Raw genomic sequence first — 16,849 nt, 5'->3', positions numbered from 1 at the left:
GTCCCTAACATCGCCACATCGAAAACGTTCTTACCCACCCTGCTGCATTTTCTGGAACACCATGCCCGCTGTCCCCGCCCTGAATATTCCTGCCCTGAACATCCCCGCCACCTCGGCCATTGCCCAGCCTGAATTCCTGATGGGCGTGGCCACGGCCTCCTACCAGATCGAAGGCGCTGCCGACGAGGATGGCCGCCTGCAGTCCATCTGGGACACCTACTGTGACGAGCCCGGCCGCGTGCTGCACGGCGACCACGGCGACGTGGCCTGCGACCACTACCACCGCTGGGAGGCCGATGTAGACATGATTGCCGGGCTGGGCGTAGATGCCTACCGCTTGTCGATCGCCTGGCCGCGCGTGATGGACGAAAAGGGCAACCCCAACGCCAAAGGCATCCACTTCTACAAAAAACTGCTGGACGCGCTCATCGCCAATGGCGTGCAAACCTACGTCACCCTGTACCACTGGGATCTGCCCCAGCACCTGCAAGACCGGGGCGGCTGGGCCAGCCGCGAAACCGCCTACGCTTTTGCCGACTATGCCGACCTGATGAGCCGCGAGCTGGCGGGCAAGGTCACCGCCTGGGCCACGCTGAACGAACCCTGGTGCTCAGCCTACCTGGGCTACGGCATCGGCCGCCACGCCCCCGGCGTGACCGACCTGCGCCAGACCACGCAGGCCCTGCACCACCTGCTGCTGGGCCACGGTCTGGCGCTGGCCAAAATCAAAGCCAACGACCCCAAGGCGATGCGCGGCATCGTCTGCAACACCGGCGTGTTTGGCCCGCACACCGGCAGCGCCGCAGACCAGGACGCTTCGTATCTGGCCTATGTGCAGCAAAACCACTGGGTGTTCGACCCACTGCTGCTGGGCACCTATCCGGCCGACCTGTTCCGCCTGTGGCCAGGCACCGAGCCGCTGGTGCTGGCGGGCGATATGGAGATCATCTCCACCAAGATGGATTTCCTGGGCATCAACTACTACTTCCGCACCGAGGTCGAATCGGACGGCAAGGGTGGCTACCAGGAAGCCCCCCACTCCGCCCAATCCAACCAGGTGGAACGCACGCAGATGGGCTGGGAGGTATATCCCCAGGGCCTGACCGACCTGCTGGTGGACTTCAACGCCCGCTACAAAGACATGCCACCGGTCTACATCACCGAAAACGGCATGGCCAACGACGACAGTGTGGGAGCCGACGGCGGCGTGGCCGACCCCCAGCGCATCCGCTTCCTGGAGCGGCATTTGATGGCCGTGGACACCGCCATCAAGGCCGGGGTGGACGTGCGCGGCTACTTCATCTGGTCGCTGATGGACAATTTTGAATGGGCCTACGGCTACGAGCGCCGCTTTGGCATCACCCATGTGGACTACACCACCCAGGTACGCACGCCCAAACACAGTTCGCTGGCGGTGCAAGCCTTCTTGCAGCAGCGTAAGGAACGCTCTCAGCGTTAACACGCTAGATTTCCCTGGCAGGATCGGCACCGTGTGTGCCGGTTCTGCCCTTTTTCCCCTGGGCAGTGAGCCCTCTTTCAATAAAAACTGGAGACAACATGCAAACACAAGTTCGTACCTCGGTGGCCCTGGCCATTGCAGCGCTGGCCGGTATCGGCCTCATGGCCGCTACCGGCGCACAGGCGCAGACCAAAGCGGAAGTCATGCACTGGTGGACCTCGGGGGGCGAATCGGCAGCGGTGCAGGAACTGGCCACGGCGTTCAACAAAGCGGGTGGCCAGTGGGTGGACTCGGCCGTTGCGGGGGGTGAGCAGGCCCGTGCAGCGGCCATCAACCGCATCGTCGGCGGCAACCCGCCCACGGCGGCCATGTTCAACACTTCGCAGCAGTACCTGGACATCATCAAAGAGGGCATGCTCAACGACATCGATGCCGTGGCTGCCAAGGAAAAATGGGACACCATGCTGCCCGCGCCCATCATCACCAGCATCAAGGTGAATGGCCACTACTACGCCGCCCCGGTCAACATCCACATGCCCAGCTGGTTCTGGTATTCCAAGCCCGCATTTGCCAAGGCGGGCATCACCAGCGAACCCAAGACCCCCGACGAACTGTTTGCCGCGCTGGACAAGCTCAAGGCCGCAGGCCTGGTGCCGCTGGCGCTGGGTGGCCAGGGCTGGCAGGAAAACATCACCTTCTCCAGCTGGCTGGCCCAGGCCGGTGGACCCGAGCTGTACCTGAAGTTCTTCAAAGACCGCGATGCCGCCGCCATCAACTCGCCCGCCTTCCGCAAGGTGCTGACCGACTTCAAACGCCTGAAAAGCTACACCGACGCGGGCTCCCCGGGCCGCAACTGGAACGATGCCACCTCGATGCTGATCACCGGCAAGGCCGGCGTGCAGATCATGGGCGACTGGGCCAAGGGCGAATTCAACAACGCCAAGCAGGTGGCGGGCAAGGACTATGGCTGCTTCCCCGGCTTTGGCCCCAAGTCGCCGTACATCATTGCCGGTGACGTGTTTGTATTCCCCCGCACCAAAGACCCGGCTGCCATCAAGGCGCAGCAGATGCTGGCCACGTCGATGACCTCGGCCGCCACCCAGGTCGCGTTCAACAACAAAAAGGGCTCCATCCCCATCCGCACCGACGTAGACAGCTCGCAGATGGACCTGTGCGCCCAAACCGGCCTGACCATCATGAAGGACAAGAGCCGCCACCTGGCCAACCCCGACGCGTTGCTGCCGCCCGATGTGGCTGGTGCAGTGCAAGACACCATCTCCAAATACTGGAACAACAACCAGTCGGTGGACGATGTGGTGAAGGCATTACAAGGCGCGATCAAGGGCTAAACACCATGGGCGGGAGCGTTAACTTAGCGCTTTCCCGCTAGCCCCCACGGTGCCGACGTGCGAAAACACGTCGGCATTGTTGTGTATTGCATCCCTGTACCGTACCTAGGACCTCTTTGATGGCCACTCTTCCAAAACCGCCGCTCCGGCGCGGCAAGCGCCAAAACTGGGCGGTCAACTTCGCCCTGCTGCCCATGGCCATCACCGTGCTGCTGTGCTACGTGGGCACCGTGCTGTGGTCGATCACCGTATCGTTCACCAGCGCCAAAACCTTTCCCAACACCAACTTCGTCGGCTTGGCCCAGTACGAAAAGCTCTTCACCACCGACCGCTGGTGGCTGTCGCTGCACAACATGGCGCTGTTTGGCGTGATCTTTGTCGTGGCCTGCCTGGTGCTGGGCTTCTTTCTGGCCGTGTTCATCGACCAGAAGGTGCGCGGCGAGGGCATTTTGCGCACCATCTTTCTGTACCCCTACGCCATGAGCTTTGTGGCCACCGGCCTGGTCTGGCAGTGGATGCTGAACCCCGGCCTGGGCCTGCAAGAGGCGGTGCGCCAGCTGGGTTTTCCCAACTTTGAGTTCGACTGGATCATCAGCCAGGACAAGGTGATGTACGCCATCGCCCTGGCCGCCGTGTGGCAGTCGGCCGGGCTGGTGATGGCGCTGCTGCTGGCCGGCCTGCGCGGCGTAGACGAAGAAATCTGGAAGGCTGCGCGCATCGACGGCATCCCCGTCTGGCGCGTCTACCTGAGCATCGTGCTGCCGATGATTGCCCCCAGCATTGCCACCGCCACGGTGCTGCTGTCGCTGGGCGTGATCAAGGTATTTGACGTGGTGGTCGCCATGACCGGCGGCGGCCCCGGCATTGCCAGCGAGGTGCCTGCCAAATTCATCATGGACTACCTGTTCAACCGCGCCAACATCGGCCTGGCCTCGGCCGCCTCGGTGGTACTGCTGCTGACGGTGCTGGCTCTGCTGCTGCCCTGGCTGTACGCCAAAAACCGAATGGAACATGCGAACAACAAGGGCCACTAAACCATGACCTCTGGGATACTCCTCAAAGTGCGCAACCAGCGCCCTAAACAACGCTTTTTCACCCCGGCCCGGCTCGGCATCTACGCCTTTTTGCTGATGAGCGCGCTGTTCTTTCTGCTGCCGCTGTACGTGATGGTGGTGACCTCGCTCAAGCCCATGGAAGAAATCCGCCTGGGCCAGATCTTCGCCCTGCCCAGTCGGCCGACTATCGATGCCTGGGTGGTGGCCTGGTCCAGCGCCTGCACCGGGCTGGAGTGCACCGGCATCCAGGTGGGTTTTTGGAACTCTTTGAAGATCGTGATCCCCAGCGCGGCGCTGTCCATCTTTATCGGTGCGCTCAACGGCTATGCGCTGGCCTACTGGCGCAGGCCCTGGGCGGGCTGGTTCTTTGCCATTTTGCTGCTGGGCGCGTTCATTCCCTACCAGGTGCACCTGTACCCGCTGGTACGCGGCTTGTCGATGCTGGGCCTGTTCAGCACCCTGCCCGCCATCGTGCTGGTGCACACCATCTTCGGCATGCCGGTGATGACGCTGCTGTTTCGCAACTACTACGCAAGCTTGCCCGAAGAGCTGGTGAAGGCCGCGCGCATCGACGGCGGTGGCTTCTGGCGCATCTTCTTCCAGCTGATGCTTCCCATGTCCACGCCCATCCTGATCGTGGCGGTGATCATGCAGGTGACTGGCATCTGGAACGACTTTTTGCTGGGCCTGGTGTTTGCCGGGCGCGAGAACCTGCCCATGACGGTGCAGCTCAACAACATCATCAACACCACCACCGGCGAACGTTTGTACAACGTCAATATGGCGGCCACCATCCTCACGTCTTCGGTGCCGCTGTTCATCTATCTCATCTCCGGTCGCTGGTTCGTGCGTGGCATCGCCGCCGGTGCTGTGAAGGGTTGAACACCCCCAGGCTACAGCGCAAGCGCTTTTCGCCAACCCCCTTGCAGGGGGCAACACCAGCAGCCTGGCAAAGCCAGTTCTGCGGTGTTTCTGGAAGGGTGGTTTATCACCTGCCTTGGCGGCTTTACAAAAATTAGAGGAATCACTATGGCAAGCGTTTCGATCCAACAACTCCACATCCGTCTGGGCAATGTGGACATTTTGCAAAACATGGACCTGGAAGTGGTCGATGGCGAATTTCTGGTGTTGCTCGGCCCCTCGGGCTGCGGCAAATCCACCCTGCTGCACAGCATTGCCGGGCTGATCGACGTGCATGATGGTGTGATTGCCATCGGCGGCACCGACGTGACCTGGGCCGACCCCAAGGACCGGTCCATCGGCATGGTGTTCCAAAGCTATGCGCTCTACCCCACCATGACGGTGGAACGCAATATGTCCTTCGGCCCGCGCATCACCGGCATCCCCAAAGATGAAATCACCCGCCGCGTGGAGCGCGCCGCCACCATGCTGCACCTGGGGCCGCTGCTGCAGCGCAAGCCCTCGCAGCTGTCGGGCGGGCAGCGCCAGCGGGTGGCGATTGGCCGGGCCCTGGTGCGCGATGCCGGGGTGTATCTGTTCGACGAACCGCTGTCCAACCTGGATGCCAAGCTGCGCAACGAGCTGCGCCGCGAGCTCAAGCAGCTGCACCACGACATCGGCAAAACCATGGTTTACGTGACCCACGACCAGACCGAGGCCATGACCCTGGCCAGCCGCATCGCCGTGATGCTGGACGGCAAGATCCAGCAAATCGGCACGCCCGCCGAGGTCTACGACCGACCGGTGAACCGCTTCGTGGCGGGTTTTTTGGGCTCACCCACCATGAACTTCTTTGAAGGCGTGATTGCCTCTGACAACGGCCAACTGGTGTGGCACGCCCCCGGCCTTACTGTGAACGTGGCGGCCTACCCCTTCGCCGAGCCGCCGCACATGGGCCAGAAAGCCGTGCTGGGCATCCGCCCCGAGCACATCGACCTGGTGCCACTGGAACAACCGGCCCTGGCTGTCATGGGTAAAGCCACCGTCACCCTGGCTGAGCCCATGGGGGCCATGGTGGTGCTGTGGCTGGACCTGGGCGGCACGGCCATGTCGGCCATCGCCGAGAGCCACACCCCGCACCAGCGCGGCCACACCCTGGGCGTGCAGTGCGATGCGCGGCGCATTTCGCTGTTTGGCGAGGATGGCAAGCGGCTGTAACGCCTTACCCTCACCCTCTCCCAAGCGTGGGAGCGGGCCGGGTTGAGGGCAGCCCCCTCCCCCACAATCACACCATGACCCTCAACGCCCGGCGCTTTTTAATCCTGATGATGTTGCAAGCCTTTGCCGTAGGCTTGTCCAACATCTTCGTCAACCTCTACATCTGGAACATCGACCGCTCGCTGCTCACCCAGGCCAGCTTCAGCCTGAGCCAGTCGGCCGCTATTTTGCTGAGCTTTCCGCTGTGCAGCCTGCACGCGCGGCGCACCTCGCCCATGGCCAGTTCGCGGGTCGGGCTGGTGCTGTTCATGCTGGCCTACGCGGTGATCCTGTGGCTGCAGGAAGACTGCGCCCAGCACGTGGTGCTGATTGGCGGCCTGCTGGGCCTGGCGGTCAGCTTCTTCGTCATTGGCCAGCACATGCAGTTTCTGGAAAACGCCCAGGACGCGCAGCGCGACCGCTTCTTGTATGTCGCCAACTACCTGACCAGCAGCGCCTCCATCGTGGCGCCGCTGCTGGCGGGCTGGCTGATCCAGCACATCGCGGGTACCCCCGGCTACAGCACCGTGTTTGGCCTGTCGCTGCTGACGTTTGCCGCGGCAACCTGGTGGTCGACGCGCATCACCGGCCAGCCGCTGGCACGCCAGTCCAACCTGCTGGGCGCGTGGCGCAACAAGCAGCGCACCTGGCGCGGCATGTTCTGGGTCAGCACCGCCATGGCCACGGTGCAAGGCACCTACACCAGCTTTCTGGTCACCATCATGGCCTTTTCGATCCTGCAGGACGAGTTTGCCCTGGGGGCCTACAGCGCCATGGTGGCGTTGGTGGGCCTGGTGTCCAGCGTGGCCTTGGCCGCGCGCAGCCAGGCCCGGCACCGGCTGCACACCTACACCCTGGGGGCGCTGCTGGTGTGCACCGCCTCCATCGGGTTGGCGTTGGTGCAGCAGCCCGGCATGCTGGTGGTCTACGGCATTGCCAGCGCCATCGGCATGAACACCATCACCACCTGCGAAATGGCCTGGAGCTACGCGGCCATAGAGTCCGCGCCCGACTACGACCAGCACAAGCTGGACTACATCGTGGTGCGCGAAATTCCGCTGGGCATTGGCCGCATGGTGGGCGTGGGCCTGTTTTTGCTGCTCAACAGCCAGTTTGAAAGCCAGGTGCTGACCCTGGGCTTCGTGCTCTTTGGCGCGGTGTACCTGGCGCTGGTGCCCGCACTGCGGCGGATCTGGCAACCGGCCATGCCCGTACTACAAAAAACATAGCTACCAGCGTAGACGGCGTATGCGCTAGATGCCTAAATTCCTTAAAAAACCAGAGTCCCCTACCATAGGCGGGTGAACGCCACCCTGCCACCACCCTACTTGTCCGACAGACAAGACCGCCCGCCCTGGTGGATGTACCTGCTGCTGCCGCTGCTACATTTCGCCAGCGTCAAGCTCACTCTCTTTTGCGCCGTCACCCCGGAAACCGAGGTCGTGGTCTGGCTGCCCAATGCCGTTCTACTGGCCGCCTTGATGCGCTACCAGGGCCAGCGTGGCTGGGCCATGGCGGCGCTGACCTATAGCTCGGACGTGCTGGCAAGTTTGTCGGCTTTTTCACCCTGGGGCGCGGTGTTGCTGAGCCTGGTCAACCTGGCCGAGGTGGTGTTTGCCTACTTGCTGATGCGGCGCATGCATGTGTCTCTGGGGCTGCAGCGGTTTCGGGACTTCGGCAAATTTATCGTGGCGGGGCCTATCGTCGGTGCGCTGCTGGCCAGCCTGCTGGCATCGGCCGTGCTGCTGCAACTGGATGCCACCACTACGCCGTACCTGACCTTGGTACGGCTGTGGTGGTTTGGCGATGCGCTGGGGCTGCTGATCTACACCCCGCTGCTGCTGAGCTTCTCTGGGGCGGTGCTGTCAGCCCCCATCCGCTTTACCCTGCTCGATGCCACCGTTGTGCTGCTGGGCCTGGCGTTGGCTGGGCTGGTGTTTTCCTCCTACCGCGGCGAAATTGGCGGCGTGTCGGTGACTCCCGACCTGCTGCTGCCGCCGGTGCTGTACCTGGCCGTGCGTTTTGGCGTGCGCTGGACGACGCTGGCCGTGGCGCTGATTTCACTGGCTACCGCCTGGGTCCTGACCACCGGCCACCAGCCGTTCGGGGCGGTCGATATGCACCTGGAAATCGTCCGGGCGCAAGAGTTCATCCTCACGCTGTGCACCATCGGCATTGGCTTCGCCATTTTGCTGACCGAGCTGAAAACCCACGAACGCGGGCTGGAAGACAAAGTGCGCGAACGCACCCAGGCGCTGGAAGCCTCCAATGCCCGGCTGGCGGCCCTGAGCGCCACCGACGGCCTGACCGGCATCGCCAACCGCCGCCGCTTCGACGAAGTGCTGGCCAGCGAATGGAGCCGTGCCGCCCGCAGCGGCCAGCCGCTGGCGCTGGTGATGCTGGACGTGGACTTTTTCAAGCCCTACAACGACCATTACGGCCACCTGGCGGGTGACGACTGCCTGTGCCACATCGCCCACCTGCTGGCCGCCCATTTGCACCGCAGCGGCGACCTGGTGGCCCGCTATGGCGGCGAAGAATTTGTGCTGCTGGCTTCGGTGCACGATGCCGCGGATGCCCTGCACATCGCCGAGACCGCCCGCCTGGCGCTGGCCGATCTGGCCCTACCCCACGCGCAATCGCCGTTTGGCACGGTCACCGCCAGCCTGGGCGTGGCGCTGCACGTGCCCGCCGTGGGCGAAACCACCGACCTGCTGGTGCAGCAGGCCGACCAGGCGCTGTACCAGGCCAAGGCGCGGGGGCGCAACCAGACCGTGCTGCTAGACATGGATTCAGCGTAGCGAGTCACATGCCCTGGGGACCGTGGTTCGCATCTTTCGCCAACTTCTTTGCTGAGGGCAACACCAGCAGCAGCCTGGCAAAGCCAGTTCTGCGGTGTTTCTGGACGGCGTACGTTTTTGCAGCACGGGGAAGCTGGGCAGTTAAAAATTGAACATTAAAACCAGCTCTAGCGCCTAATAAGCATACGCTTATTGCTATTTAATTTATAGCGTTTTCCAACTTTCAGCATGACCCACTCCCGGGTTTATCCTGATAAAGAAAACGTTTGCGCAAACGTTTGCCAAGTTATTATCCGCGCCACAGAAGCCCGCACGGACCGGCCCCGCCGCCCTCGCCCGCCCGCTGTACTTTCATAGGACTTACGCAGCGCCCCCGGCGTCGCCCGCTGGGCGTGCAGGGGGTCTTGCGTAAGTTCTGTTCCACAACGCTCTGGAGACAAACCCATGCCATTTACCCGCCGCACCGTCCAAACCACCCTCGCCCTGAGCATCATGGCCGGCCTGTTCGCCGGCCCCAGCTTCGCCGCCGACAAGCCCAAAGTCGCCCTGGTGATGAAATCGCTGGCCAACGAGTTCTTCCGCACCATGGAAGACGGTGCCAAGGCCCACAACAAGGCCAATGCCGCCAAGTACACCCTGGTGTCCAACGGCATCAAGAACGAAACCGACACCGCGGCCCAGATCCGCATGGTCGAGCAGATGATTGCCCAGAAGGCCGATGCCATCGTCATCGCCCCGGCCGACTCCAAGGCCCTGGTGCCGGTGCTCAAGACCGCCATCGACAAGGGCATTCTGGTGGTCAACATCGACAACCAGCTCGATGCCGATGCGCAAAAGGAAAAGGGCATCCAGATCCCGTTCGCCGGCCCGGACAACCGCGCCGGTGCCAAGCTGGTCGGCGACTTCCTGGCCAAGAGCCTGAAGGCGGGCGACAAGGTCGGCATCATCGAAGGCGTGTCCACCACCTTCAATGCGCAACAGCGCACCCTGGGCTACCAGGACGCGATGAAGGCCGCTGGTGCCACCGTGGTCAGCGTGCAGTCGGGCAACTGGGAAATCGACAAGGGCAACACCGTGGGTTCGGGCATGCTGCGCGAACACCCCGACCTGAAGGCCCTGCTGGCCGGTAACGACAACATGGCCCTGGGTGCCGTCGCCGCCGTCAAGGCTGCGGGCAAGACCGGCCAAGTGCAGGTGGTGGGCTACGACAACATCACCGCCGTGAAACCCATGCTGAAAGACGGCCGCATGCTGGCCACCGCCGACCAGTTCGGTGCCAAGCAAGCCGTGTTCGGCATCGAGATCGCGCTGAAGGCGCTGGCCGAGAAGAAGAAGAAGCAAGCAGAAATGCCCGCCGCCATCCAGACCGACGTCGTTTTGGTCACCAAAGACACCAAGTAAGCTCGGCCCCCCGTGGCGCAGGCATGTGTCTGCGCCACGCCCCCATTTGCGAATCCCATGACCCCCTCCCCCGTCCTCAGCATCCAGTCGGTCAGCAAAACCTACGCCAGCAACACCGTGCTGCACGGCGTGTCCCTGTCGCTGCGCCCCGGCGAGGTGCTGGCGCTGACGGGCGAAAACGGCGCAGGCAAAAGTACGCTGTCGAAAATAATCTCCGGCCTAGAACGCGCCAGCCTGGGCAGCATGCTGCTGGGCGACCAGCCGTTTGCCCCCACCGCCCGCCGCGAAGCCGAGGCCCTGGGCGTGCGCATGGTGATGCAGGAGCTGAGCCTGGTGCCCACCCTCACCGTGGCCGAAAACCTGCTGCTCGGCGCCATTCCCCACCGGGGCCGCTGGCGTGCCCACTGGATAGACCACGCGCAGCTCCACACCCGCGCCGCCCAACAACTGGCCAAGATGGGCATCCAGGACATCGACCCGCGCACCCCCGTGTCGCAGCTCGGCATCGGCCAGCAGCAGATGGTGGAAATTGCCCGCAACTTGCAGGACAACACCCGCGTGCTGATCCTGGACGAACCCACCGCCATGCTCACGCCGCGCGAGACGCAGCATCTGTTTAACCAGATTGCGCTGCTCAAGGCCCAGGGCGTGGCCATCATTTACGTATCGCACCGGCTGGAAGAGCTGGTGCAAATTGCCGACACCCTGGCCGTGCTGCGCGATGGCCGCCTGGTGCAGGTCTGCCCCATGCACAGCGTCACCGAGCCCGACATCGTGCAGCTCATGGTGGGCCACGCGGTCGACCAGGACATGCACCGCCCGCGCCGCCCACGCGGCCCACTGCTGCTGAGCGCGAAGAATTTAGGCCGCGGCAAGGCCGTGCAGGGCGTGGACCTGGAAGTCCATGCCGGTGAAGTGTTCGGCATTGCCGGGCTGGTGGGCAGTGGCCGTACCGAGCTGCTGCGCCTGCTGTTCGGCGCCGACCGCGCCGACACCGGCGAGATCACCGTCCAGGGCACGAGCCACAAAGGCTGGCGCTCGCCCATTCAGGCGATTGCCGCCGGTATCGGCCTGGTCACCGAAGACCGCAAGTCTCAGGGCCTGCTGCTGGCCCAACCCATCCGCATCAACACCACGCTGAGCGACGTGGGCGCGGTATCGCACGCCGGGTGGCTGGACGTGGCCCGCGAAAACACCATCGCCCAGGACATGGTGCAGCGCCTGTCGATACGCTGCAACAGCCCCGAGCAGGCGGTGGGCACACTCAGCGGCGGCAACCAGCAAAAAGTGGTATTCGCCCGCTGGCTGCACCGCGAATGCCACGTGCTGCTGCTGGACGAACCCACCCGTGGCGTGGACGTAGGCGCACGCGCCGACATCTATGCTGAGCTGGAAAAAATGGCCCAGGCGGGCAAGGCCCTGCTGATGGTCTCCAGCGACCTGCGCGAGCTGATGCAGATGTGCGACCGCATCGGCGTGATGGCCCAGGGCCGCCTGGTCACCGTGTTCGAGCGCGGCGAGTGGACCGAAAAATCCTTGCTGGCCGCCGCCTTTACCGATACCGCTGTGCTCAACGGCACCCACGGCTGATTCTTAAATTTTTAATATGTCTACATCCCCCAAATCCCCCACCAGCAGCCAGCTCGGCACCTACCTGGGCCTGAGCGCCGTGCTGGTGGGCATGGTCGCGCTGTTCAGTAGCCTGAGCGAATACTTCTTCAGCGCCGAGACCTTTGTCGCCATCGCCAACGAAATCCCGGCCCTGCTGGTGATGGCGGTAGGCATGACCTTTGTGCTGATCATCGCGGGCATTGATTTGTCGGTGGGCTCGGTGCTGGCCCTGTCGGCGGCGGCCACGGCCAACGCCATCCTGCTCTGGCACTGGGGCGTGCTGCCCGCCGCCGCGCTGGGCCTGCTGGTGGGGCTGCTGTGCGGCGCGCTTACCGGCGGTATTGCGGTCATGTGGCGGCTGCCGTCCTTCATCGTTTCGCTGGGCATGCTGGAAGCCGTGCGCGGCGGGGCCTATGTGGTGACCGACTCGCGCACCCAATACGTGGGCGATGCCATTTCTGGCCTGGCTGCACCCTGGGTGGGCGGTGTGTCGTCGGCCTTCTTCATTGCCGTGGCCCTGGTCATCGTCGGCCAGCTGGTGCTGACCAAAACCGTGTTTGGCCGCTACGTGGTCGGCATCGGCACCAACGAGGAAGCCATGCGCCTGGCGGGCATCAACCCCAGCCCGATCCGCATCGCGGTGTTTGCCGCCACCGGCCTGCTGGCGGGCTTTGCGGGCCTGATGCAGTCGGCCCGCCTGGAAGCCGCCGACCCGAACGCGGGCACCGGCATCGAGCTGCAGGTGATTGCCGCCGTGGTGATTGGCGGCACCAGCCTGATGGGCGGGCGCGGCTCGGTCATCAACACATTCTTTGGCGTGCTGATCATCGCCGTGCTGGAAGCCGGCCTGGCCCAGATCGGCGTGAGCGACCCGAGCAAACGCATCATCACCGGCTGCGTGATCGTGGTGGCGGTGATCATCGACACCGTGCGCCAAAGACGCGCCCTGGCCCACTAAAACAATGGCCTCCATCAAAGATGTCGCCCGCCATGCCAACGTGTCGATCTCTACGGTGTCGCACGTGGTCAACCGCACGCGCTTCGTCAGCGACAAGGCGCGCACCGGTGTAGAGGCGGCCATCCGCGCCCTCGACTACGTGCCCAGCGCCGTGGCCCGCAGCCTGAAGAGCAATACCACCAAGACCCTGGGGATGCTGATCCCCAACTGCTCCAACCCCTACTTCGCCGAGATCGTGCGCAGCGTGGAAGACCACTGCTTTGCCAGCGGCTACACGCTGATTTTGTGCAACACCGACGACGAGCCGCGCCGCCAGGGCATCTACCTGCAGGTGCTGGCCGAGAAGCGGGTGGACGGCCTGATCATCATCTCCACCGGCGAAGCCAGCGACCTGCACGACCTGCTGCAGGGCCTGACCACGCCCACCGTGCTGCTTGACCGCGAGGTCACCCACGTGCACTGCGACCTGGTGGAGACCGCCCACCTGCAAGGCGGCCAGATGGCCACCGATCACCTGGTCGCCCTGGGCCATCGGCGCATCGCCTGCATCGGCGGCCCGGCCGACCTCAGCCCCAGCGCCCAGCGCATCCGGGGCTGGCGGCAGGCGCTGGCCGCCGCCGGGCTGGCAGACGACCTGCTCTGGCACAGCGACTTCAGCAGCCAGGGCGGCTTCAACGCCATGCAGGCAATTTTGCAATCGGGCCAGCAGCCGACCGCTGTGTTTGTGTGCAACGACCTGATGGGCATAGGCGCGCTCAGCGCAGCACACGAGGCCGGGCTGCGCATCCCGCAAGACCTGTCGGTCATCGGCTTTGACGACATCGAACTGGCCCGCTTCACCAGCCCGCCGCTAACCACCATCGTGCAACCCAAACAGCGCATCGGCCAACTGGCGGTCGACATGCTGCTCGAACGCATCCAGGGCGGGCGGCTGGATGCCAAACAAATGCTGCTGCAGCCCGAACTGGCTGTGCGCGCATCCACCTCAGCACCACAGACACCCTGAAACGCACCATGAAACGCACTGCTTTGCTCCACGCCGAACTCTCCCAGGTCATTGCCAGCATGGGCCATGGCGACATGCTGGTGCTGGGCGACGCGGGCCTGCCCATCCCCGTGGGCCCCGGCGCGCCGCAGCGCATCGACCTGGCCGTGTGCCCCGGCACGCCCGACCTGCGCACCGTGTTGCAAGCGGTGCTGACCGAGCTGCAGGTCGAAGGCAGCACCATCGCCACCGAAGCCCTGGTGGGCGACAACCGCCAACTGCCCGCCTGGTGCGCCGACCAGTTGGGCAGCCCGCCCGCCACCGTCAGCCACGCCGAATTCAAAAAGCTCTGCTCCCAGGCCCGCGCCATGGTGCGCACCGGCGAGTGCACCCCCTACGCCAACATCATCCTGGTGGCCGGGGTGGCGTTTTAAACGATTGCTATCGAATATATAGCTACTAGCGCAGGTGCTATATGCGCTAGCGGCCTATTTTTCATAAATACCGGGCTTGTGGGTCATCCACCTTGTCAGCTCGATGCTGGTAATGCAGACCACCAACCAGGCGGTGCCAGACGCAAACCCGGCCAGCACATCGCTGGCAAAGTGCACGCGTAAAAACACTCGGCTCACGCCCACCGAAAACGCCAGCGCCACCGCCGCCAGCACCAGCGGCAGATGCCAGCGCGGCGGCACAAAGCGGCACAGCACATAGGCCAGCATGCCGTACAGCACCACCGAACCCGAGCTGTGGCCGCTGGGAAAGCTGAAGCCCTGGGCCGCCACCAGCCCGTCGTCGTGCACCGGCCGCACGCGCGCAAAAATCTGCTTCAGCGTGGTGTTGAGCACGCCGTTGCCCGCCACCGCCACCACCCAGCCCAGCGCCAGCCAGCGGCGGCCGTGCCACACCAACAGCACGGCCACCAGGATGCACAGGCCGGTGACGGTGGAGGTATCGGCCAGGCGGGTCAGTAGGGCAAACACCTGCAGCGCGGCAAGCGGCAGCTGGGTGCGCAGGCTGTCGGCCAGCGCCTGGTCGGCCCGGCCCATCGTTCCATCGGTGCCCAGCTTTTCAGCCACTTCAGCAAACACCCAGGCCCCGCCCACAACCACCGCAAAGCCCGCTGCAAGCCGCAGGCCCAGGTACAGCGCAGGCGGCAGGCTGCTTTGGTTACGCGGCACATGGATGCGCCGCACCAGCCACCAGCCGCCGGTGGCGGTCAGCAGTAGCAAAGCAAGCAGCACCCCATAAATCTCCACCGCCCACGGGGCCCAGGCTTGTACATCAAACGGCATGCTGCCCCCTTTCGACTTGAAGAGAAGTTACTTTGGCGCAGACAAAAGCCCCGAGCGTGGCAGCGAAATCCCACTGCTCCACATCGCAACGCGCCTCTGCGGCCTGCCAGCGCAGCAGGTTGACCGAGTTCGGCGCACCCTCCCGCACCCGGCGCGACACCGCCGTGCCCGCCTGCACCGCCCACAGGGGCCGCGCCAGGCCCGGCAGTGGCAGCACAAACGGCAGGTGGATGTGCCCGCCCAGCACCAGGTCGGCCCCGGCGCGCGCCCAGACGCGCTGGGCTTCGGCATGGCCGTGCAGCAGATTTTTCATGTCTTCGGCCCGCTGCACCGCGATCGGCTGGTGTACCACCACCATGCGCAACTGCGCCGCCGTGGCCCCGGCCAGCAGCGTGGCCACCCGGTCGATCTGCGCCGCCGACACCTCGCCGTTTTCATGCCGGTAGGCCCGGGTGGTGTTCACGCCGATGGCCAACACATCGGCGGAACGGAACACCGGCTCCAGATCGGCCCCAAAAGCCGCGCAGTGTTGGGCGTAAGGGTGCTTCCAGCGGGCCCACAGGTTGAGCAGCGGCAGGTCGTGGTTGCCGGGAATCGCCAGCAACGGTGCGCCCAGCCGGTCCATGCAGGCCCGCGCCGCACGGAACTGGCCCGCGCGCGCGCGCTGGGTGATGTCGCCAGACAGCACCAGCAAATCCGGCCGCTGCTGCTGGGCCAGGGCCGCCAGCGCCTCGACCACCGGGGCCTGCTCGGTGCCGAAATGCGGGTCGGATATCTGTAGCAGCACCGTCATGCGCGGGAGCCCTCGGCGAGTTTGAGCAGGTACAGCGGCTGCGCGGCCACGCGGAACTCCAGCGGGGTGCGCATGCGGGTCACCTCGCCGTCAAACGCCACCTTGATCTTGCGCCGGCGCGGCTGCACCACCATGCGCGAAAAGGCAAAGCTGTCCACGTTCTCGGCATCGCCCAGCGTGCCCATAGCCCCGCGCAGCATCAGGCCCACCATGGCCAGGGTGCCCATGGGTTTGAGCATCACTGCGGCGATCTGGCCGTCGTCTAGTGGCCGCGCCGGGTGGTCGCTCAGGTTCAGCCCTACCTGCTCCAATTGCAGCCGGTTGTTGCCTACAAACAGGGTGGACGTGCGCACATTGCGCACCACGCCGCCTTGGTCAACGTGCAAATGCAACTGGCGGTGGCCGCGCAGCAGCGTCATGCAGGCGGCACCCAGGGCCACCCAGCGGCTGCGGCCGAAGCGGGATTTGTAGGTTTCGCGGTCTTCCAGCAGCACCGGGTACAGGCCCAGGCTGGCGTTGACCAAAAACACATGCCCGTTCACCGTGCCGACCTGCACCGGCGTGGGCACGGCCTGCATCAGCATCTGCGCGGCTTGCGCGGGCTCGGTAGATATGCCGTGGGTGCGGGCAAAGTAGTTGAACGTGCCCAGCGGCACCACGCCCATGGCACAGCCCGCGGCGTGTGCCGCCTGGGCCACAGCGTTGATGGTGCCGTCGCCGCCCACCGCCACCACCGCCGAACGGATGGCCAGTGCGGTGGCCGCAGCCTCGCGGGCCACACGGTCCAGCTCGGCAGGGCGGGCAAAGCGCAGTTCGCCGGTACGCCCGGCGGCTTGCAGGGCTTGGTCGATCACCGCCCGCTTGGCATCGGCATCGCTGCGGCCCGAGGCGGCGTTGATGATGAAAATAAGCGGTGCGGCGGGGTCTAGATCAGGGCATTGCGTCATAGTCCGATATCCTAGCAGCCCCGCATTGTTCACTACCA

15 protein-coding genes are annotated in these 16,849 nt (G+C 64.5%); 12 read left to right on the top strand and 3 right to left on the bottom strand.

Annotated features, from left to right (window positions below; all coding sequences use genetic code 11):
- Positions 1-61: 61 nt before the first annotated feature.
- The 12 genes from AC097L_RS09395 to rbsD all read left to right on the top strand — a co-directional run bounded on the left by AC097L_RS09395 (position 62) and on the right by rbsD (position 14,210).
- Positions 62-1,459 carry a GH1 family beta-glucosidase gene (locus AC097L_RS09395; protein ID WP_479586064.1) on the top strand — a complete coding sequence of 466 codons (1,398 nt, stop codon included), beginning with the start codon at positions 62-64 and terminating at the stop codon, positions 1,457-1,459.
- Positions 1,460-1,557: 98 nt separating this feature from the next.
- Entirely contained in the window at positions 1,558-2,808 is a 1,251-nt protein-coding gene (locus tag AC097L_RS09390) for an ABC transporter substrate-binding protein (RefSeq protein WP_479586063.1), read from the top strand.
- Positions 2,809-2,927: 119 nt separating this feature from the next.
- Complete coding sequence (locus AC097L_RS09385) at positions 2,928-3,842, top strand: carbohydrate ABC transporter permease (RefSeq protein WP_479586062.1); 915 nt, start codon at positions 2,928-2,930, stop codon at positions 3,840-3,842.
- 3 nt (positions 3,843-3,845) lie between these two features.
- Positions 3,846-4,745 (top strand): carbohydrate ABC transporter permease, encoded by a 900-nt coding sequence (locus tag AC097L_RS09380; protein WP_479586061.1) that lies wholly within the window; start codon positions 3,846-3,848, stop codon positions 4,743-4,745.
- 147 nt (positions 4,746-4,892) lie between these two features.
- Positions 4,893-5,981, top strand: coding sequence for an ABC transporter ATP-binding protein (locus AC097L_RS09375; protein ID WP_479586060.1), 1,089 nt, complete (start codon positions 4,893-4,895; stop codon positions 5,979-5,981).
- Positions 5,982-6,055: 74 nt separating this feature from the next.
- Positions 6,056-7,249, top strand: a complete 1,194-nt coding sequence (locus tag AC097L_RS09370; RefSeq protein WP_479586059.1) for an MFS transporter — start codon at positions 6,056-6,058, stop codon at positions 7,247-7,249.
- Positions 7,250-7,348: 99 nt separating this feature from the next.
- On the top strand, positions 7,349-8,821 hold the full coding sequence (locus AC097L_RS09365) for a GGDEF domain-containing protein (protein ID WP_479586058.1): 1,473 nt from the start codon (positions 7,349-7,351) through the stop codon (positions 8,819-8,821).
- 444 nt (positions 8,822-9,265) lie between these two features.
- The gene (locus tag AC097L_RS09360) at positions 9,266-10,222 is read left to right on the top strand and encodes a substrate-binding domain-containing protein (protein WP_479586057.1); all 957 of its coding nucleotides are present in this window, start codon (positions 9,266-9,268) and stop codon (positions 10,220-10,222) included.
- A gap of 57 nt (positions 10,223-10,279) precedes the next feature.
- Positions 10,280-11,812: a sugar ABC transporter ATP-binding protein gene (locus AC097L_RS09355; RefSeq protein WP_479586056.1), complete on the top strand. Its 1,533-nt coding sequence runs from the start codon at positions 10,280-10,282 to the stop codon at positions 11,810-11,812.
- A gap of 16 nt (positions 11,813-11,828) precedes the next feature.
- The gene (locus AC097L_RS09350; RefSeq protein WP_479586055.1) at positions 11,829-12,791 is read left to right on the top strand and encodes an ABC transporter permease; all 963 of its coding nucleotides are present in this window, start codon (positions 11,829-11,831) and stop codon (positions 12,789-12,791) included.
- Positions 12,792-12,795: 4 nt separating this feature from the next.
- A complete protein-coding gene (locus AC097L_RS09345; protein WP_479586054.1) occupies positions 12,796-13,797 on the top strand; it encodes a LacI family DNA-binding transcriptional regulator in 1,002 nt (333 codons plus the stop codon).
- Between the two features lie 8 nt (positions 13,798-13,805).
- A complete protein-coding gene (rbsD, locus tag AC097L_RS09340; protein WP_479586053.1) occupies positions 13,806-14,210 on the top strand; it encodes a D-ribose pyranase in 405 nt (134 codons plus the stop codon).
- A gap of 54 nt (positions 14,211-14,264) precedes the next feature.
- Here rbsD and AC097L_RS09335 read toward each other — a convergent pair whose 3' ends face one another.
- From AC097L_RS09335 to AC097L_RS09325, 3 genes are read right to left on the bottom strand one after another with little or no spacing between them, the layout of a single operon-like run.
- Positions 14,265-15,071 (bottom strand): phosphatase PAP2 family protein, encoded by an 807-nt coding sequence (locus AC097L_RS09335; protein ID WP_479586052.1) that lies wholly within the window; start codon positions 15,069-15,071, stop codon positions 14,265-14,267.
- A complete protein-coding gene (locus AC097L_RS09330) occupies positions 15,061-15,864 on the bottom strand; it encodes a metallophosphoesterase family protein (protein ID WP_479586051.1) in 804 nt (267 codons plus the stop codon). The genes AC097L_RS09335 and AC097L_RS09330 overlap by 11 nt, the downstream gene beginning before the upstream one ends.
- Positions 15,861-16,811 carry a diacylglycerol/lipid kinase family protein gene (locus AC097L_RS09325; protein WP_479586050.1) on the bottom strand — a complete coding sequence of 317 codons (951 nt, stop codon included), beginning with the start codon at positions 16,809-16,811 and terminating at the stop codon, positions 15,861-15,863. The genes AC097L_RS09330 and AC097L_RS09325 overlap by 4 nt, the downstream gene beginning before the upstream one ends.
- Between the last annotated feature and the right edge of the window lie 38 nt (positions 16,812-16,849).

This window comes from Rhodoferax sp. RT5P35, assembly GCF_056521385.1.
Note: the sequence above shows the minus strand (reverse complement) of the source record. Positions and strands in the feature narration are given on the sequence as shown.